The organism is Synechococcus sp. N5 (genome assembly GCF_900473925.1).
Lineage (GTDB): Bacteria > Cyanobacteriota > Cyanobacteriia > PCC-6307 > Cyanobiaceae > Parasynechococcus.
The window spans coordinates 74182-91761 of record NZ_UCNI01000007.1; the positions used below are offsets into that span (position 1 = coordinate 74182).

The following is a 17580-nucleotide window of genomic DNA, read 5'->3' on the forward strand; positions in this document are numbered from 1 at the left end:
GACGGTGGATTCAGTGTGGGTGGAAAACCCGCCGCTGATCCCGAAGTGTTCCTTAAGAAATCACTGCATTGATCTCTTGCTGCGTCAAGTGTTCGAGCAACTCTGTTGCACTCAGGCGCGCACCAGGATCCAGCAGCTGAAGCCCTGAGGCCAAGCGACCAATCACCGCAGCCGCATCGAGCCCCGCGGCACGGAGCGGTTCCAGACCGGAACTGGCCTCACGCTTGGACAGTTTCTGGCCGCTGGCATCACAAAGCAGCGGCCCATGCCGGAACTGGGGTGGTGATTCACCCAGGGCCGCAAAAAAACTTCGCTGGGCTGGCAGGGCCTCGCGCAGATCAGCACCACGCACCACATCGGTGATGCCGAAGCTGAGTTCGTCGATCACGGTGGCGAGCTGGTAGGCGATGAAGCCATCGGCACGCCGCAACACCACATCGCCACTGCTGTGGGGATCGTCATCAGCCACCCGCAGGCGCCAACTGGGGAGCCGCTGCTGCTGCCAGCCCCAGTGGTGCCCAGCCGTCCGGCAGACGCCGGGATAGATCGGCTGACCGGCAAGCTGCCTTCGGGAGCAGCGACAGGCGAACAACCATCCGGATCGGCGTAACCACGACAACCAGGAGTGGTAGATGCCACGCCGTTCGCTCTGGAGCAGCACCGGCCCATCCCATTCGAGGCCCAGCCAGCGCAAATCGCTTTGGATCGCCTCGATGGCACCGGCGCGGTTGCGCGGCGTATCGAGATCATCGATGCGCAGCAACCAGGCCCCACCGGCCTGACGGGCCGCCAACCACGAGAGCAGAGCCGTTTGCAGGTTGCCGAGGTGGAGCACCCCCGTGGGAGATGGGGCGAAACGGCCGCGGTAGCCACCGGCGGCTGCCAAGGCTCGCCCCCGCTCCAGATGCTGTTGCAGATGCTCCGGAAGTTCCTTCATCTGAACAGCCATCAAAAAAGGCGACCCACTGGGCCGCCCGGAGAACGAGGTTGAGGCGCTGATCAGCCCTGAACGCGGTCCTTGAACATCTTGCCGGCGGTGAAGGCGGGAACGCGCTTGGCGGGAATCGCGATCTTCTCGCCGGTCTTGGGGTTCAGACCCTGACGGGCGGAACGCTCACGGGGCTCAAAGGAACCGAAACCGAGGATGGACACTTTCTTGCCTTCCACCACGGAGTCGATGATCGTGTCGATGGCGGCGTCGACAACCATGGAAACGTCGGTCTTGGTGAGCTCGGTGCGAGCAGCCACCAGATTCACCAGATCAGCTTTGTTCATTGGTTAGAGAGAGTCGGGGGGCGGGAGACGGCTCAGATACGGCGTCGTGGGCTCGCCGCTGCCTTCCCCAAGCGGCCCAATCGTATGGAGAGCAACCGGTTGCTGCAAGCGAAACGTGTTGTGCCGCAACGCTTTAGCTGTTGTCCGCCGCATCGCTCCAACCGCTGAAGGGCACTAGCCGCTCCCCACGCAAGGCACCAAGCGCAGCCCCAGAAAGCAGTTGGGGACTGGCATCTGAAGGAATCCAATCCCTGAGCCTGGCCAAGCTGTTCAGCTGTCTGGGCCAGTGGAATGTGCGGGCATGGCGCATCGGCGCGAGCTGACCCGGAGCCCATGGCGTTAGCAAACGCCCGCAGAACAACAGTTCATTTGGTGCCGGGGCGAACACCACACAGCTCCCCGGCGTCGGCCCCGGCGTCCACAACAGCCGCAAACCACTCACCGTGGTGTGTTCCTCGGCAAAGGTGTCCAACGGCTCCACATTGGGCAGGAGATAAGCCTCCTGTTCCTGCACCAGCACCGGCCATCCCAGGCGCTCCTGAACGCGACGCAAGCGCCCATGGCCTTCTCGGCTGGTGAGCAAGATCCTCGGGCTGCGGGTTCCCGCCAGCTGGCGCAGAGCCGTGAGGCTGGCCTCCGTCAACGGCGGGCAGTCCACCAGCACGGGCTCGGGATCCAGATCCAGCCACCAGGAACTGCCCCCCTGGCTGTCGCGGTTGGGCGGAAACAACCAGAGGTCGTCACGCAGCTGCTGCGGCGGCCGGCCGGCCTCAAGTGTGGTGGTCATCGCCATTGGTTCAAAACAACGGACCAAACCTCTAGTTTGAAGTCGAGATGCCCCAACGGGCCTTGAGTGGCATTCACCCCGGTTCTCCCTGGCCCCTGGGCAGCAGCCTCACCAGTCGAGGTGTGAACTTTGTGCTGGCGGCTCCCGGGGCCGACCGCATTGAATTGCTGCTCTACAGCAACGGCAACGATCGCAGCCCGGAGCGGGTGATCGAACTGGACGGCCGACGCCACCGCTCGGGCGACTACTGGCACGTGGAAGTGGAGGGGGTCGGCGAAGGCTGCTGTTACGGCTACCGGGTCTTCGGGCCGCTGGCGCCGGGGGGCCATGGCTTCCAGCCCTCCAAGGTGCTGCTGGACCCCGCCGCCCGTGCCATCAGTGGCTGGGACGTCTATGACCGGGTGCTGGCCACCGGACCCTCACCCAACGCCCATGCCTGCCTCAAGGCGGTGGTGTGCGAACGGGATCTGTTCGATTTTCAGGCCCATCCGCGCCCGCGCCACAGCTGGCAACGCACGGTGATCTACGAGCTGCACGTGGGGGGCTTCACCCGCCGTGAGGATGCCGGGGTCGCCGTGGAACACCGCGGCACCTACCTGGGCTTGATCGAGAAGTTGCCCTACCTCAAGGAGCTGGGCATCACGGCAGTGGAGCTGCTGCCGGTGTTCTGCTTCGACCCGGCCGATGCCCCCCCGGGCCGCGACAACGTGTGGGGGTACAGCCCCCTGAGCTGGTTCACACCCCACCACGACTACTGCAGCAGTAGCAATCCATTGCAGGCCCGCCATGAGGTGCGCCAACTGGTGGCCGCCTGCCATGACGCCGGCATCGAAGTGCTGCTGGATGTGGTCTACAACCACACCACCGAGGGCAACCGCCATGGCCCCACCCTGAGCTGGCGGGGTTGCGCCGACAACGTCTACTACCACCAAAACGAAGACGGCGACTATCAGGATGTGAGCGGCTGCGGCAACTCGATCGCCGCCAATGCGCCGATCAGCACCCAGCTGATCCTCGAGTCGATGCGCTGCTGGGCCCTGGAACTGGGGGTGGATGGCTTCCGCTTCGATCTGGGCATCGCCCTGAGCCGCGGCGACCAGCTCAAACCCCTGAATGAGCCGCCCCTGTTCGCGGCAATGGAGGCCGACCCGCAGCTGAGTGATCTCAAATTGGTGAGCGAACCGTGGGACTGCGGCGGTCTTTATCGGCTGGACGACTTCCCCGCCAAGCGGATCGGCACCTGGAACGGCCATTTCCGCGACGGGGTGCGGCGCTTCTGGAAAGGGGACGACCACAGCACCTGGAGCCTGGCCCAGCGGTTCAAGGGCAGTCCCGATCTCTATGACGGCAAGCCCGTGGCCCTGGGGCGTTCGGTGAACTTCATCACCGCCCACGACGGCTTCACCCTGGCGGATCTGGTGAGCTACAACCGCAAGCACAACCTGGCCAACGGCGAAGACAACCGCGACGGCGAGAACCACAACATCAGCTGGAACCACGGCATCGAAGGCCCCAGCAGCAACCCCCTGGTGCAAAGCCTGCGGCGGCGTCAGCAACGCAACCTGCTCAGCTCGCTGCTGCTGGCCCGTGGCGTGCCGATGCTGCTGATGGGCGATGAAGTGGGCCGCAGCCAAGGGGGTAACAACAACAGTTGGTGCCAGAACAGCCCCCTGGGCTGGATGGTCTGGAATGAAGACCAGTGCGACCTGGAGCTGAAGCAATTTCTGCAGCGGCTGCTGCGGCTGCGCCAGTCCTTGCCGCAACTGTTTAATCCCTTGGTGCCGCCGCGGGAAAGCAACCGCATATCAGCGGAACAACCATCGGAGCAGCGCAGCGATCTCTGGCGTCAATGGCACGGGGTGAACCTGGCCAAACCCGACTGGGCCGCCTGGAGCCGCACGACGGCTACCAGCCTCCACCGCGGCAGCCGCGGGGCGCTGCTGTGGATGGGCTTCAACGCTTACAAGGAAAGCCTCAGCTTTGAGTTGCCGGTTCCGGCCTCCCCCTGGAAACGGGTGATCGACACCTCATTGCCCAGCCCCAAGGATTTCCCAGCCGAGCCAGCCAGCTTCAGCGGCGTTGAGATCCCCTTGCAGAGCCGGAGCTTCGTGCTGCTGCTCGCCGAGGAGGAAACCTCAGGCCTGCGGTTGTGATCAGAGCGGGTGACGGGAATCGAACCCGTGTCATCAGCTTGGAAGGCTGAGGTCTTACCATTACACAACACCCGCATAGTACAAACGAACCACTGCCCCTGGGGCTGGTGGTGTCGTGAGCACGCATTCATTATGGCAATCCGCCTGCCCGAAGCCTCCGCGTGACACCGACCGACGCATCCCTGAAGGGATCCCGCCGCAGGCTGATGCTGGCTTACGGCCTGGGCGACGCCGGCACCGGACTTGCCGCCACTCAGCTGGGCTTCTACCTCTTTCCGTTTTTCATCTGCGCTGCTGGCCTGCCGGCCTTCATCGCTGGTTCCCTGCTCACGGTGAGCAAGGTGTGGGATGCGCTGAATGATCCGTTGATCGGCTGGCTCAGCGATCACACCCGCAGCCGCTGGGGCCCGCGCCTGCCCTGGATGCTCACCGCAGCCCTGCCGCTGGGTATCAGCCTGACGGCGATGTGGTGGGTGCCCCCGGGCGACACGCTGCAGCGCACCACGTATTACGCGGTGATGGCGGTGTTGCTGATGACCGCCTACACCAGCGTCAACTTGCCCTACGCGGCCCTCAGCACCGAACTGACGCCGGACACCGCCATTCGCACCCGCCTGAATGCGGCGCGGTTCACCGGATCAATCCTGGCGGGCCTGAGCGGACTGACCGTGGCCTCGGTGGTGCTCACCGACGGAGGTGGGGGCTACCTGGCCATGGGCCGAATCACCGGCAGCATCGCCGCCACCACCACGCTGCTCTGCTGCTGGGGCCTGGCCCCCTACGCCAAGCGGGCCCAACGGCCGGTGCCCAACAACGAGCCGCCGATGCAGCAGCTGAAGCGGGTGATGGCCAACCCCCGTTTCCGCCAGGTGCTGGGGCTGTATCTGCTGCTCTGGTTCGGCCTGCAACTGATGCAGGTGGTGGCCCTGATCTGGCTGGTGCAGGTGGTGCATGTGCCCGCCAACCTCTCCACCTGGATCCTGCTGCCCTTCCAGATCGCCGCCCTGCTGGGGCTCCAGCTCTGGAGCAACCTCAGCAACCGCATCGGCCGCGTCGCCACCCTGCGCTGGGGCGCGGGGCTGTGGATCAGCGCCTGCCTGATCTCAATGCTGTTCCCGCCCCTGGCGGCGGATCCCGGCCCGCTGCAACTGCTGCCGCTGGTGGGGCTGATCGCCCTGGTGGGGGTGGGAGCGGCGACGGCCTATCTGATCCCCTGGTCGCTGCTGCCCGATGCGATCGACGCTGATCCGAGCAAACCCGCCGGGCTTTACACCGCCTGGATGGTGTTCGGCCAGAAGCTGATCATCGGCCTAACCATGTCGGTGTTTGGCAGCCTGCTCTCGCTCACCGGCTACATCTCCGCCAAGGGGGGCAACTGCAGCGGGGCACTGAGTTTCATCGAACAACCGAATTCAGCCCTGCTGGCGATCCGCCTCTGCATGGGTCTGATTCCCGCCATCCTTGTGCTGCTTGGCCTTGTGGTGATGCGAGGCTGGCCCGACCGTGGAGCCCACCTGCAGAAGGCCGCCGGATGAACACGCCCCGTTCCATCAAACGCTTGGGCACCAGCCTGCTGATCGGAGGCCAGGCCGTGGCCGCCACCCTGCGCGGTCGCATCAATCGGGGTGAGCTGTTTGAGCAAATGCTGGAGGCCGGCCCCGGCAGCCTGCTGATCGTGCTGATCATCTCGGTGGCCGCCGGCTCGGTGTTCAACATTCAGGTGGCCGCGGAACTCACCCGCCAGGGGGCGGGATCAACGGTGGGCGGCATCCTGGCGATCGGCCTGGCACGGGAGATCGCGCCCCTGCTCACCTCCTGCCTGCTGGCCGGCAAGGTGGCCACCGCCTACGCCGCCCAGCTAGGGACGATGAAGGTGACCGAACAGATCGATGCGATCACCATGCTGCGCACCGACCCGGTGGAGTACCTGGTGGTGCCCCGGATGATCGCCATGGTGGTGATGGCACCGGTGCAGTGCTTCTTCTTCTTCTTCGTGGCGGTGTGGTCAGGCCAGCTCACCAGCACGGCCCTCTACAACATCCCTCCGGCGGTGTTCTGGACCTCGGTGCAGACCTGGATGAACCCTCTGGACCTGCCGTTCATGCTGGTGAAAGCCCTGGTGTTCGGGCTGATCATCGCCACGGTGGCCTGTGGCTGGGGCCTGACCACCCGCGGCGGTCCCAAGGAAGTGGGCACCAGCACCACCGGTGCGGTGGTGATGATCCTGATCCTGGTGGCCCTAATGGATGTCGTTCTCACCCAGGTGCTGTTCGGAGCATGAGTTCAACCCCCGCCCCCGTCACCCTCAAGCCAGACGTGCGGCTGCCTTTGCTGGTTGTGGCCCTTGGCCTGGCACTGCTGCCGCTGCCGCTTTCGCCCTGGCCCACCTTGGTGGTGGTGCTGTTCGGCCTGTTTCTGCTGATCCAGAGCGCCAGCCTGCGACTCGAATTCAAGGAAGACGCTCTGATCGTGTGGCAGAACAGCCGCGAGCTGCGGCGTTTCCCCTACGACCAATGGCTGAGCTGGCGACTGTTCGCACCCTGGCTGCCGGGCCTATTTTATTTCCGCGAAACCCAGAGCATTCACTTCCTGCCGATCCTGTTCAGCCCCAAGGAGCTGCGGGAACAGCTGGAACTGCGGGTAGGAGCCCTGGAAGTACCGAACGACGACACGGAATACAACACGAGCAATAGCAAGCAGTAGCACGATTTCAAGACGATTTCGTGCCGATATCCATGCAATTTCGTGCATACCTGTCGCAGTTGTGATGCCACCTGTTTTTCTGCGGCCTGGTCGGCTGGAATGGAGGGATGGAGAGCACGGCAGCTGACGCAATGCCCGACGACACCGACCTGACCCCCCAGGCGCCTGAACCGGAGCAGCCCCCGGCGGAAACCAGCGGCGACACCAGCCCAGAACCCGCCAACACCACCAGCACCGAGCCCGCCGCCACAGAAGCCAATCCCGTAATGGAGCTGGCCCTCAAGGATCTGCAGGACCGCCGCGATGCCCTGGTAACGGAGATCAACGCCCTCAGCTCCCGCAAGCAGCAACTCGAGACCGAACTGAAGGCCAACTTCGCCGGCCAATCGGACGCCATTGCCCGCCGCGTGAAGGGCTTCCAGGAGTACCTAGGCGGCGCCCTGCAGGATCTTGTACAGAGCGTGGAAAACCTGGAGCTGGTGGTGCAGCCGATGGTGGTGCAGCCCTCCCCCCTCGATCAGGCGGCAGACAACGCAGCGGTGCCGGACAAGCCCGGTGACAGCACTCCGCCGCCCGCGGTGGCCGACACCTTCCGCCCGGATGAAGAGCTGATCCGCCAGACCCTGGAGCGCTTCCTCAAACAGCCAGACGTCTACGCCGACCCCTGGAACCTGCGGCGCAGCATCGATGCCCGCGACACGGCTCTGCTGGAGGACTGGTTCTTCAATCAAGGCGGACGGGGCGCCCAGCCCAGCCGCGGCACCCGACCGCGCAACATCCTGGTGAGCGCGGCCCTGATCGCGGTGATCGGCGAGCTGTATGGCGATCAGTTCCAGTGCCTGGTGCTGGCCGGCGGCCCCGAACGGCTCGGCGAATGGCGGCGCGGCCTCCAGGACGCCCTCGGCCTGGGCCGGGAAGACTTCGGCCCCAGCAGCGGCATCGTGCTGTTCGAACGGCCCGAAGCCCTGGTGGAGCGGGCCGACCGGCTGGAGGAGCGAGGCGAAGTGCCCTTGATCCTGATCGATGCCGCCGAGCGCAGCGTCGACATCCCTGTGCTTCAGTTCCCCCTCTGGCTGGCCTTCGCGGCCGGACCAGGTGAACGCCTCGACGACGACGATCTGCTGTGACTCAAACAGCCCTCACCGCCCTGCTGCTCCTGGCCATCGGCTACCTGCTGGGAGCCATCCCCAGCGGTTACCTCGCGGGCCGCTGGCTCAAGGGCATCGATCTGCGCGAGTGCGGCTCCGGCAGCACCGGCGCCACCAACGTGCTGCGCAACGTGGGCAAAGGGCCGGCTCTAGCGGTGTTCCTGATTGATGTGGGCAAAGGCGCCCTGGCGGTGCTGCTGGCGAAGAGCTTTGGCCTCAGCGACTGGCTACAGGTGCTGGCGGGCCTGGCGGCCTTGGCCGGTCACATCTGGCCGGTGTGGCTGGGCCGGAAGGGCGGCAAGGCAGTGGCCACCGGCCTGGGCATGTTTCTGGGGCTGGCCTGGCCGGTGGGGCTGGCCTGCTTTGGCCTGTTCATGGCCGTGATCTCGATCTTCCGGATCGTTTCGCTCTCCAGCGTAGTGGCCGCCATCGGACTGCCGCTGCTGATGCTGATCTCCGGCGGCAGCAGCGCCTACGTGGTGGTGTCGTTGGTGGCCAGCCTGATGGTGCTCTGGCGCCATCGCAGCAACATCGAGCGACTCTTGGCGGGCACCGAACCCAAGATCGGGCAGAAGTCTTGAGCACTGCCGCCGGCAGCGATCAGCCCAGGAGCTCTCCGCAACAAGCAGCAAATGCCGCACTGGGATCCTCAGCCTTGCTGATCGGCCGGCCGATCACCAGCTGGCTGGCACCTGCGGCGATTGCCTCAGCCGGCCCCATCACCCGGGCTTGATCACCAACAGCCTCACCTTTGGGGCGGATGCCTGGGGTGACCAAGGCAAACGGCTCAGGATGCTGCGCACGCAACGCCGCGGCCTCCAGGGGTGAGCACACACATCCACCGATTCCTGATGTAGCCGACAGCTGCGCCAACACCGGTACCCGTTCGGCGATGCCCTGGGCAATGGCGAGCTCCCGTTGCAGTCGTTGCTCTTCCCAGCTGGTGAGCACCGTCACCGCCAGCAAGGTGGGGGCGGGTTGGCCAGCCCCTTGGGCCCCTTCCTCTGCCGCGGCCTGAGCTGCCTTGAGCGCTTCGCTGCCGGCGCAGGCATGCACTGTGATCAGTTCGGCCCCCAGCGCCGCCGCCCGCCGGCAGGCACCGGCCATCGTGGCCGGGATGTCGTGAAATTTGAGATCAAGAAACACCCGCAGCCCCTGCTCGCGCAGCTGGGCCACCACCTCCGGGCCGGCCTGCACAAACAGCTCCAGGCCCACCTTCACCCAGCGCAGCCCCTCCACCTGGGCGGCAAAGCGCAGCGCCTGCTCAGGCGCCATGCCATCGAGGGCAACGATGATCCGATCGGCGGGGTCAGCGGGATGCAAGGTCATCAGCCCACCAAACGACGGAAGGTTTTCTTGCCCAGCTGCAGCACCTTGCCCTCCAGTTCCGCCGCTGAAGCGAACTCCTGGTTGGGGTCGGTGATCTTCTCCCCCTCCAGCCGCGCCGCACCGCCCTTGATCTGACGGCGGGCTTCACTGCTGCTGGCGCAGATCCCCACCGCACTGAACAGATAAAAGGCCTTGGCCGGGAAGTTCACCTCCGCCAGCGACGCCTCGGGCACATCAGCACCGGCATCGCCACTGCCGCCCACCAGGGTGGCGGCATCGCTCTGGGCCTTCTGGGCGGCATCGATGCCATGGCGGCTGGCAGTCACCGCCAATGCCATCGCCTTCTGCTTCTCGCGCGGGTTCTCCGGCAACGAGGCCAGATCCAAATCGGTCAGCAAGGTGACGTAGTCGTCGATCGCCGCATCGCCGACCTTCTCCAACTTGGAGTACATCGAGAGCGGATCCTCCTCCAGCCCCACCACGTTGCCGAGGCTCTTGCTCATCTTCTGCACCCCGTCCAGACCCACCAGGATCGGCAGCAAGAGCCCGAACTGGGTGCCCTTATCGAAGTGGCGCTGCAGGTCGCGGCCCATGGCCACGTTGAACTTCTGATCGGTGCCGCCCAGCTCCACATCCGCATTCACCGCCACCGAGTCGTAGCCCTGCAGCAACGGGTAGAGGAATTCATGCAGCGCGATCGGAGTGCCGCTGCCGTAGCGCTTGGAGAAGTCGTCCTTGGCCAGCATCTGGCCCACGGTGCCGGTGCCGAGGAGGCCGATCACCGCCGGCAGGTCCATGCCCTCCAGCCACTCGGAGTTGTATCGCACCTCCAGGCGGCCAGGGGTCTCGAAATCGAGCAGCGCCGTTTCCTTCGGCTGGTCTTGCCCCAACTGGCGCAAATAAGTGGAGGCGTTGGCGGCCACCTGCTCCTTGGTGAGCTGCACCCGCGTGGCGCTCTTGCCGGTGGGATCACCAATCCGCGCCGTGAAATCGCCGATGATCAGTACCGCCGTGTGGCCCGCGTCCTGGAAGGCCCGCAATTTGCGGAAGAGGATGCTGTGGCCCAGATGGATGTTGCTGCCGGTGGGGTCGATGCCCAGCTTCACCCGCAGCGGCCGGCCTTCTTTTTCGGCCTGGGCCAACCGGGCCGCCAGGGCCTGATCCGCATCACTGGGATCCCCGGCCGGGAACAGGTCGGCCATGCCCCGCGACAGCCAATCCGGCAACGACGGGATGGAGTCCGGCATGGGGAGGCGCAATGAGCGAGCGCTCGCGATCGTACGAGTCTTGGCTCAGCTAGAAGGCGGCTGCTCGATCTGCGCCTTCATCCGCTCAAGGGTGGAGTTCATCTGATCGAACATCTGCTCGGGGGTGATGCCGAACTGGCTGAGCTGGGTGCGCAGCTGCTCCACCGTGAGCTTGGCCTGGAAATCCTCCGAGAGTTCAAAGCGCTTCATGAACACGCGGTAGCGGCCCATCAGCTCTTCCATCGTCTCGATGAACTTCTTCTTGCCCTCCCGGTCGAACTTGCCGTACTCACTGCCCAGCTGCATCAGCTGCTGGTAATCGCCGAACAAGCGCTTGGCTTCGTCCTGAACGATGTCGGAATCGAAGAAGGCCATCGTCGGCGTTGCGCACTGCTTCGGCAAAGTCTGCCAAGGATTCGCCAGGGGCAACGGGGGTGATCGCCGCACCTTTGATGGCCGATCACAGAAAGGTTTTGTACGGTCTTGCTGACCCGCACCACCCTTTGGTGGCATCCGAATTCATGGTGAGTTTCGGGCCGCCTCCAGGATGTGGACTTCACCGCTCAGCTCGGCGCGATGCGTGAGCTTCCCCAGCGCCATCGGTACCTGTTGGAGGGCCGCCGCATCGTGGTGGCCTCCGCCGATCGCGTCTTAATCAGCGGCCTTGTGCACAGCCTTGATGGCATCGGCTCCCTGGTGGGGGCCGCCAGCACCGAAACAGAAGTCCTCGCCTGCCTTCGCAACACAGCCGCTGATCTGCTGATCTGCAGCGACCAACTCGAGCGCGGCACCGGCCCCTCCCTGGTGGCGGCCGCCAAAGTCCAGCAGCCCTCCCTGCGCTGCCTGATGTTGATTCAGCGCCCGTTGCTCAGCACGATTCACGCCGCGGCCAAGGCGCAATGCGAAGGGCTCTGTAGCCATGAGCGCATCGGCAACGGCGGCCTGATCAGCGTGCTGCGCGCCATGGAGAGCGATGGCAGCCACATGGATCCGGTGATTGCAGGCGTGGCCAACCACGACCGTGGCCCCAAAGGCGCCGCCCATCCCCTCAGCGACGTGCTGAGCCTGCGGGAGGAAGACGTGCTGCGCGGGCTCTGCAAGGGCCTCAGCAATCAGGAGATTGCCGATCAGCTGCACCTCTCGATCGAAACCACCAAGCACTGCGTCACCGGGCTGCTGCGCAAACTCGATGCCAAAAGCCGCACCCAGGCGGTGCTGATCGCCTTTCAGCGCAACCTGGTAGATCCACCGCTGCCGATTCCCCGCTGGACCCCCTCGACTTGAAGGAACCCGCTTGGTGCCAGAACAACCAGATGCGCCAGTTGCGCTGACGCAGCCCCTGCACCCTCGTTAAGGTCAGCCCATCTCTGCTGAGCAGCATGCCCCGCAGCCACTGGTTGGATCCCCTGGCCAGGCGAGTGCTGCAGGCCACCGGACAGCTGCCAGCACCACCCCGGCCGGCCCCAGCGCAACCTTTACCAACCGTGCCCGAGCCGTCGGCTTGGGTGATGGATGTGAACCGGGCCAGCCGCGATCAGTGGCTGCAACTGCCCGGCTGCAGCCAGGACACCGCCGATCTGCTGGTGCGGCTGCAGCAGGGTGGGGTGCAATTCGCCAGTGCCGATGATCTGTTCCGGCTGCTGGAGCTGCCGAGCGATCTGGCAAGGCTCTGGACACCCCATCTCCTCTTCCAGTGGCACGGCGATGCCCCACCGCAGCCACAAGCCGCTCCCCTCGACCTCAACAACGCCAGCGCCGATCAGCTGGCGCTGCTGGGCTGGCCGGAACAACGGATAGCCAACCTGATGCGGGAACGCCGCCGCGCCGGTTTCAAGGATCTGGCCGATCTGCAGGAGCGGCTCTGCCTTCCCGCTAGCAGCGTGGAAGTCCTGATCGGCCGGGTGAGTTTCGGCAGCCGCCGCGCCGGGCCCAGCCTGCCTCTGCCCTGATGCAGGGGGATCTGTTCTCCACCGGTGCGCTGGCCTTCAACAACGGGCCCGACCTGCCCCTGCAACGGGAGCAGCTGCTCGCCTGGCAACAGCGGCTGCATGCCCATCAAGCGCCGCTGTTCCGCGGCGAACGTGCCAGCACGGCCCAGGGAGATCTGTTCGGTGCCAGCCCCGACGACGCTGCGGCGGCCATCGATCCACTGGCCCTGACCCCCCTGGCGATGAGTTTCTGGCGCTGGCCGGAACCGTCCCACCGCGGAGCAGCGATTTATCTGGTGATGGACAGGCCAGCCCAGCTGGAGCAGCCGCTTCTGCTCTATGTGGGCGAGACCCTGGCCGCCGAGCGCCGCTGGAAAGGTGATCACGACTGCAAGGCCTACCTCGCCGCCTACGGCGAAGCCCTGCAGCGCTGTGAGCTGAGCGCCCAGCTGAGCATCCGCTTCAGCTGTGATGTGCCCCGGGCCACCCGCGGCCGGCGGGCCCTGGAACAACAGCTGATCCAACGCTGGTGGCCGCCGTTCAACAAGGAAACCCGCCAGCGCTGGGCCACCCCCTTCACCGCAGAGCTCTGAGGGCCGAGGGAGTCGCACAGGATCGCTACGCTCATCCTTTGTTGACGCGTCCACTCATGCGCTTCTCCCTGTCCTCCGCCGGTTTGCAGGAGTGGAACGGCGATGTGCTGGCGGTGGGGCTGCCCCAGGGCGATATCGATGCCACGGCAACGGCCCTGGAACAACGCTTTGCCGGCATCACCGAGGCCCTCAAGCAGCAGGAGTTCAAAGGAAAGCCTGGAGATCAACTGGTGATCACGCCCCTGGGCGGGGGCCCGCAGCGCCTGGTGGTGCTCGGCCTGGGCGAGAGCGATGGAATCGACGCCGACCGCTTGCGCGGCGCCGCCGCCCGGGCCGCCAAGGCCGCCATCGGTTGTGAGGGCAGCCTCGGCCTGAACCTGCCCTGGGCGGGAACCGAGGCCACAGAAGCCGCCCGCATCTGTGCAGAAGCCGTCCGGCTCTGCCTCTACAAAGACCAACGCTTCCGCAAGGAGCCGGACCCGCGCCGGATCCCCGAGGCCCTGGAGCTGATCGACCTAAGCCCCGCCGCCGAAAGCGGCTTTGCGGCAGTGAATGCCACCTGCGCCGGTGTGGAACTGGCCCGAGAGCTGGTGGCGGCCCCTCCGAACGTGGTCACCCCGGCGGCCCTCGCCAACACAGCCGCAGGCATCGCCAAGGACCATGGCCTTGAACTCAAGGTGCTCGAGCGCAGCGACTGCGAAGCCAAGGGCATGGGGGCCTTCCTGGCGGTGAGCCAGGGCTCCGACCTACCCCCCAAGTTCATCCACCTGATCTATCGCCCCGAGGGCGAGGTGAAACGCCGCGTTGCCCTGGTGGGCAAAGGCCTCACCTTCGATTCCGGCGGGTACAACCTCAAGGTGGGGGCCGCCCAGATCGACATGATGAAGTTCGACATGGGCGGCAGTGCCGCTGTGATCGGTGCCATGCGCAGCATCGCCGAACTCAAGCCGGCTGGCGTTGAGGTGCACATGGTGGTGGCCTCCTGCGAAAACATGGTGAACGGCTCCGCCGTCCACCCCGGCGACATCGTCACGGCCGCCAACGGCATGACGATTGAGATCAACAACACCGACGCCGAAGGCCGCCTCACCTTGGCCGATGCCTTGCTCTATGCCTGTGAGCAGAAGCCCGATGCCGTGGTGGATCTGGCCACCCTCACCGGAGCCTGCGTGATTGCCCTGGGGGATGAGATGGCCGGGCTCTGGTCCAACAATGACGACTTGGCGGAGGCCCTCGATGCCGCCGCTCAGACGGGCGGTGAAGGGCTCTGGCGCATGCCACTGCGGCAGTCCTACAGGGATGGATTGAAGTCATTGCTGGCCGACATGAAGAACACCGGCCCGCGGCCCGGTGGTTCGATCACAGCAGCCCTGTTCCTCAAGGAGTTCGTGGCCAAAGACACGGCCTGGGCCCACATCGACATCGCCGGCCCGGTGTGGAGTGACAAGGGCAAAGGCGTCAATCCCGCTGGTGCCACCGGCTACGGCGTGCGCACCCTGGTGAACTGGGTGCTGGCTCAGTCATGAGCCGCTCCCCGGTGCGCTGGTACATCAAGGCCCAGCTGGGGGTGCTGCTGCTCCCGGTGGGCCTCTGCCTGTTCGGCGAGGCGGTGAGCCGCAAGGTGGTTCAGATGCTGGGCAAGGACGCAGGTCCCTGGTTCTGGTATGGAACCCTCAGCCTGATTTGCATCAACGCCGGCATCGGTCTGATGATCGACAGCGGACTGACCCGAGGCTTTCCAGGACGACGTCAGAACTGATCAGGAAGCAACAGCCTGCAATTCGAGGGAGCGGTCTGGTGTTTCCAATGCATGAATCTGCCACCGTGCTCGCTCGGAGCAAGTTTCCAACACACGATCAAGATCATCCGATGCGTGCTTCGGCGACGCGTAGGGACCGATATGACGGGTGCCAAGACCATCCTTAATGGTCAGCAGATACATACAACCCTCCTCTCACCGCCTGATCGTAAGCATGGGCTGAAGCATCGTCGATGGCCGGAAACCCGTCTGTTCACTGAGAACTTGCTGAATCAATCAGGCTGCCGCGCTTAATCTTTTCAACAGGTTAGATGTTGGTTTCTTAAGGAATTCGACCAAATCCGATCAAGTATCGGCCGGCGAAATCCCCTGGAGCGATACAGGGTATCGCTCCATTTCATCGGGCTCAGTTGGCTTCAGTGACAGCCACTGGAGCAGCAGACCTGCCAGACATCTCACGCAGAGAGCCAGCAGCACAGAGGGTTGAAAGCGCGATCGCAACCAGGGCGGCGCTGTTGATCAGCTTCAGCGCGACGGGCAGATGGGTGTTGACCATCTCACGGACGTTTGCCATGAAAAAAAGTTCATAGTGAACATCTTCATGGTGCGGCCCCTGTCAACGCAGCGAGGGCTCCCGCAGAGCACAGTCCTTTTTCTTGGGTCCCTCACACCAGAAGCGTTTTGTTGTGATGGCGACGACCAGCCCCTGGAGCCCAGGCCATCCTTAGAGGGCTTCTTTCGGTGAAGGGGCAATGCGTCGAACGCGGGGGTGCTTAGGGAACACCCCCCCTTTTTTGGGCATCAAGCCACAAGGACAAGGGCGATGTTGAGAATCGCCAGCCCCACCAAGAACACCGCCGCCAGCAACGCGGCTTCGGGGAAGAACTTGGCAATCACAAAACCCACCCCAAGAAACACCGAGGAGATCACGATGGCGGTGAGATCCGATCCCATCGGCGAATGCTGACTGGCTCGCACACAGGATGCCGGGATCTCCCTTGGACCGTGGCTTGCCTCCCTCCAGCTGCCCAACAAAAAACCCCTGCCCTTGAAAGGGGGCAGGGGCAGGAACCAACGGGCGCTTCGGGCTACTTGGTGCAGGTGACGCCCCGGTAGGTGAGGGTGCGACGGCTTTCGCCAATAAGTTCCTTGCGGCAGGTGTTGTAGTGCTCGCGGCGGTAGGTCAATTCAACGCAGGCCTTGGGAGTGGCTGGAGCTGCTGCATAGGTGTGGCCTCGATATAGAAGTGCAGTCATTGGATGTTCCTCGAAGAAATCCAAGTCCCCGTTCCATGGCTTGGAGCATCTGCGCCCCCTCAAGAGGGGGTGAACGTTTTGTAGCGGTTACTACAAACTACTTACAAGACAGCCGTCAAGCCCGTGTCGTTCACGCGAATACACACCGCCCCTTGATCAAGGCCCCTGCTCGATCAACGCCCTGTTCGATCAACAGCCCGAAGAGACAGGCGCACTGGCGGGCCATCCATCCATCGACCAGATCACATCCGAGACCGCATCGGCATTGATCCATTTGATGACGCCCGTATCCACGTCAGCCACCTGAAACAGAGACGGAAGCCTGGGGTGGCGAGCACTTCCCTCGCAGAAGAGCACCTGCCCCATCCACCAATCCCCTTGATCGAGCTGGTCTCCAGCGACGATCACAAAGTGCCCTGGGCGGACGTGGAGAAAGGGAGCCTCCGCCTTCACCGCGAGATCACCGTGATCAACCGACATGAGCCACCCACAAATCAGTACATCTGTACTCATAGCCATGTCGATATGGGTTTGGCAAGCCGTCAATCGCGCTGGCGTTGAACCGCGGACGTGTTGCCAGACACTGACGTAAGCACTTTTGCTCCCTGGACGTTGACCCGTGGGCGTCTAGGTTTCGACAGTCTTCAGACCCGTAGGCCCCCTTTCGATCGCACAAGGCCCTGAGCCTGCCGCCGTCGAGAACGCCAATCGATGACTGACCGCACTCTCAGCATTTCCGATGCCCTGCGCGAAGCGCAGCTGCAGCGCCTGGAAGCCTCCCTGGCCTGCAAGGCGGCATCCAAGCCTCAGGCCACGACACAGCCAGCAAAAGAGAAGGACAAGGACGCCAAAGCAAGCGACTGATCGCAACAGTCCCCACGCATTCCTTGATCAGATCGGCATATTGAGGAGCATCCGGCAACTGCCGGTGTCCTCAAGTGCTGTGCTGTGGAGTCGCTGCTCTCGATCCTGTTGGGCGTCTCCCTCGCGTGGGCGATCACGCGGGCGATCATCTGGCTGAGCGACCGTGCCCGCATCCGCGGGCGCTCTGCCGAGGAATGAGGCTGCCATCCTTGAGGTATGGACCGATCCCCTGCAGAACAGGAACTCAACCGCATTGAGCGCGAACTGGATGCGAACGAACCGGAGGCAAACCACCTGCGAAGCGGGGTGGTGGTCAGGGTGGTGAAGAACAGAGAGGAAAGTCAGACAGAGGAAAGTCAGACAACCGATCCCTGGATGTCGTGCTGGTCACAGCGCTGTTGCTATTCGTTGTTGCCGCAGCACTGGTGTTCGCAGGCCGGCTTAGCTCCACACAACGGATGCAACTAACAGCTGGTTCCGTCGGAGGAGCGGTTGGCCTGTTGCTCAGCTATGGCGTCGGAAGGCTGAGGCCTTAAGC

Annotated in this window: 24 protein-coding genes and 1 tRNA gene; 12 read left to right on the plus strand and 13 right to left on the minus strand. The window is 64.3% G+C overall.

Annotated features, from left to right (window positions below):
* Positions 1–52: 52 nt before the first annotated feature.
* The 3 genes from gluQRS to DXY03_RS08535 form a co-directional block, all read right to left on the minus strand.
* Positions 53–937, minus strand: a complete 885-nt coding sequence (gene gluQRS / locus DXY03_RS08525) for a tRNA glutamyl-Q(34) synthetase GluQRS (protein WP_115010134.1) — start codon at positions 935–937, stop codon at positions 53–55.
* Between the two features lie 62 nt (positions 938–999).
* Positions 1000–1275, minus strand: a complete 276-nt coding sequence (locus tag DXY03_RS08530; RefSeq protein WP_006850925.1) for an HU family DNA-binding protein — start codon at positions 1273–1275, stop codon at positions 1000–1002.
* A gap of 133 nt (positions 1276–1408) precedes the next feature.
* Entirely contained in the window at positions 1409–2068 is a 660-nt protein-coding gene (locus DXY03_RS08535) for an MBL fold metallo-hydrolase (RefSeq protein WP_115010048.1), read from the minus strand.
* A gap of 41 nt (positions 2069–2109) precedes the next feature.
* Here DXY03_RS08535 and DXY03_RS08540 point away from each other — a divergent pair, with 41 nt between their 5' ends.
* Positions 2110–4215 carry a glycogen-debranching protein gene (locus DXY03_RS08540; RefSeq protein WP_115010049.1) on the plus strand — a complete coding sequence of 702 codons (2106 nt, stop codon included), beginning with the start codon at positions 2110–2112 and terminating at the stop codon, positions 4213–4215.
* 4 nt (positions 4216–4219) lie between these two features.
* Here the strand turns inward: DXY03_RS08540 and DXY03_RS08545 are convergent.
* Positions 4220–4290: transfer RNA gene (locus DXY03_RS08545), tRNA-Gly, on the minus strand.
* A 131-nt stretch (positions 4291–4421) separates the two neighbouring features.
* Between DXY03_RS08545 and DXY03_RS08550 the strand changes: the two genes are divergently transcribed.
* The 5 genes from DXY03_RS08550 (at position 4422) to plsY (ending at position 8647) form a co-directional block, all read left to right on the plus strand.
* A complete protein-coding gene (locus DXY03_RS08550) occupies positions 4422–5750 on the plus strand; it encodes an MFS transporter (protein WP_115010135.1) in 1329 nt (442 codons plus the stop codon).
* Positions 5747–6496: an ABC transporter permease gene (locus tag DXY03_RS08555; protein ID WP_006850673.1), complete on the plus strand. Its 750-nt coding sequence runs from the start codon at positions 5747–5749 to the stop codon at positions 6494–6496. Before DXY03_RS08550 ends, DXY03_RS08555 begins: the two co-directional genes overlap by 4 nt.
* Entirely contained in the window at positions 6493–6918 is a 426-nt protein-coding gene (locus DXY03_RS08560) for a DUF3119 family protein (RefSeq protein ID WP_115010050.1), read from the plus strand. The genes DXY03_RS08555 and DXY03_RS08560 overlap by 4 nt, the downstream gene beginning before the upstream one ends.
* Before the next feature lie 107 nt (positions 6919–7025).
* Positions 7026–8045 (plus strand): DUF3086 domain-containing protein, encoded by a 1020-nt coding sequence (locus tag DXY03_RS08565; protein ID WP_115010051.1) that lies wholly within the window; start codon positions 7026–7028, stop codon positions 8043–8045.
* On the plus strand, positions 8042–8647 hold the full coding sequence (plsY, locus tag DXY03_RS08570; RefSeq protein ID WP_115010052.1) for a glycerol-3-phosphate 1-O-acyltransferase PlsY: 606 nt from the start codon (positions 8042–8044) through the stop codon (positions 8645–8647). The genes DXY03_RS08565 and plsY overlap by 4 nt, the downstream gene beginning before the upstream one ends.
* Positions 8648–8666: 19 nt before the next feature.
* On the opposite strand, the gene pyrF is transcribed toward plsY, so the two are convergent.
* The 3 genes from pyrF to DXY03_RS08585 are packed head-to-tail and all read right to left on the minus strand — an operon-like array spanning position 8667 to position 11017.
* Complete coding sequence (pyrF, locus tag DXY03_RS08575; protein WP_115010053.1) at positions 8667–9395, minus strand: orotidine-5'-phosphate decarboxylase; 729 nt, start codon at positions 9393–9395, stop codon at positions 8667–8669.
* Positions 9395–10642: a tyrosine--tRNA ligase gene (tyrS, locus tag DXY03_RS08580; protein WP_115010054.1), complete on the minus strand. Its 1248-nt coding sequence runs from the start codon at positions 10640–10642 to the stop codon at positions 9395–9397. The genes pyrF and tyrS overlap by 1 nt, the downstream gene beginning before the upstream one ends.
* Before the next feature lie 45 nt (positions 10643–10687).
* A complete protein-coding gene (locus DXY03_RS08585) occupies positions 10688–11017 on the minus strand; it encodes a DUF1825 family protein (RefSeq protein ID WP_115010055.1) in 330 nt (109 codons plus the stop codon).
* A 201-nt stretch (positions 11018–11218) separates the two neighbouring features.
* On the opposite strand from DXY03_RS08585, the gene DXY03_RS08590 reads away from it, so the two are divergent.
* The 5 genes from DXY03_RS08590 to DXY03_RS08610 all read left to right on the plus strand — a co-directional run bounded on the left by DXY03_RS08590 (position 11219) and on the right by DXY03_RS08610 (position 14922).
* Positions 11219–11926: a response regulator transcription factor gene (locus DXY03_RS08590; protein WP_115010136.1), complete on the plus strand. Its 708-nt coding sequence runs from the start codon at positions 11219–11221 to the stop codon at positions 11924–11926.
* A 95-nt stretch (positions 11927–12021) separates the two neighbouring features.
* Positions 12022–12591, plus strand: a complete 570-nt coding sequence (locus tag DXY03_RS08595) for a hypothetical protein (RefSeq protein ID WP_115010056.1) — start codon at positions 12022–12024, stop codon at positions 12589–12591.
* On the plus strand, positions 12591–13163 hold the full coding sequence (locus tag DXY03_RS08600; RefSeq protein WP_115010057.1) for a GIY-YIG nuclease family protein: 573 nt from the start codon (positions 12591–12593) through the stop codon (positions 13161–13163). Before DXY03_RS08595 ends, DXY03_RS08600 begins: the two co-directional genes overlap by 1 nt.
* Before the next feature lie 56 nt (positions 13164–13219).
* The gene (locus DXY03_RS08605; protein ID WP_115010058.1) at positions 13220–14689 is read left to right on the plus strand and encodes a leucyl aminopeptidase; all 1470 of its coding nucleotides are present in this window, start codon (positions 13220–13222) and stop codon (positions 14687–14689) included.
* The gene (locus DXY03_RS08610) at positions 14686–14922 is read left to right on the plus strand and encodes a hypothetical protein (protein ID WP_114989453.1); all 237 of its coding nucleotides are present in this window, start codon (positions 14686–14688) and stop codon (positions 14920–14922) included. Before DXY03_RS08605 ends, DXY03_RS08610 begins: the two co-directional genes overlap by 4 nt.
* Here the strand turns inward: DXY03_RS08610 and DXY03_RS08615 are convergent, their stop codons facing one another.
* The 5 genes from DXY03_RS08615 to DXY03_RS08625 all read right to left on the minus strand — a co-directional run bounded on the left by DXY03_RS08615 (position 14923) and on the right by DXY03_RS08625 (position 16658).
* Positions 14923–15105 (minus strand): hypothetical protein, encoded by a 183-nt coding sequence (locus DXY03_RS08615; protein WP_115010059.1) that lies wholly within the window; start codon positions 15103–15105, stop codon positions 14923–14925.
* 223 nt (positions 15106–15328) lie between these two features.
* Positions 15329–15496 carry a hypothetical protein gene (locus tag DXY03_RS12320; protein ID WP_170952018.1) on the minus strand — a complete coding sequence of 56 codons (168 nt, stop codon included), beginning with the start codon at positions 15494–15496 and terminating at the stop codon, positions 15329–15331.
* A 227-nt stretch (positions 15497–15723) separates the two neighbouring features.
* Positions 15724–15876: a hypothetical protein gene (locus tag DXY03_RS12325; RefSeq protein WP_170952019.1), complete on the minus strand. Its 153-nt coding sequence runs from the start codon at positions 15874–15876 to the stop codon at positions 15724–15726.
* A 134-nt stretch (positions 15877–16010) separates the two neighbouring features.
* Complete coding sequence (locus DXY03_RS08620; protein ID WP_244272372.1) at positions 16011–16178, minus strand: DUF4278 domain-containing protein; 168 nt, start codon at positions 16176–16178, stop codon at positions 16011–16013.
* A gap of 189 nt (positions 16179–16367) precedes the next feature.
* Positions 16368–16658: a DUF3104 domain-containing protein gene (locus DXY03_RS08625; RefSeq protein WP_115010137.1), complete on the minus strand. Its 291-nt coding sequence runs from the start codon at positions 16656–16658 to the stop codon at positions 16368–16370.
* A gap of 231 nt (positions 16659–16889) precedes the next feature.
* On the opposite strand from DXY03_RS08625, the gene DXY03_RS12330 reads away from it, so the two are divergent.
* Positions 16890–17042, plus strand: a complete 153-nt coding sequence (locus DXY03_RS12330) for a hypothetical protein (protein ID WP_170950491.1) — start codon at positions 16890–16892, stop codon at positions 17040–17042.
* Between the two features lie 27 nt (positions 17043–17069).
* On the opposite strand, the gene DXY03_RS12485 is transcribed toward DXY03_RS12330, so the two are convergent.
* A complete protein-coding gene (locus DXY03_RS12485) occupies positions 17070–17249 on the minus strand; it encodes a hypothetical protein (RefSeq protein WP_206749729.1) in 180 nt (59 codons plus the stop codon).
* Positions 17250–17580 lie beyond the last annotated feature (331 nt).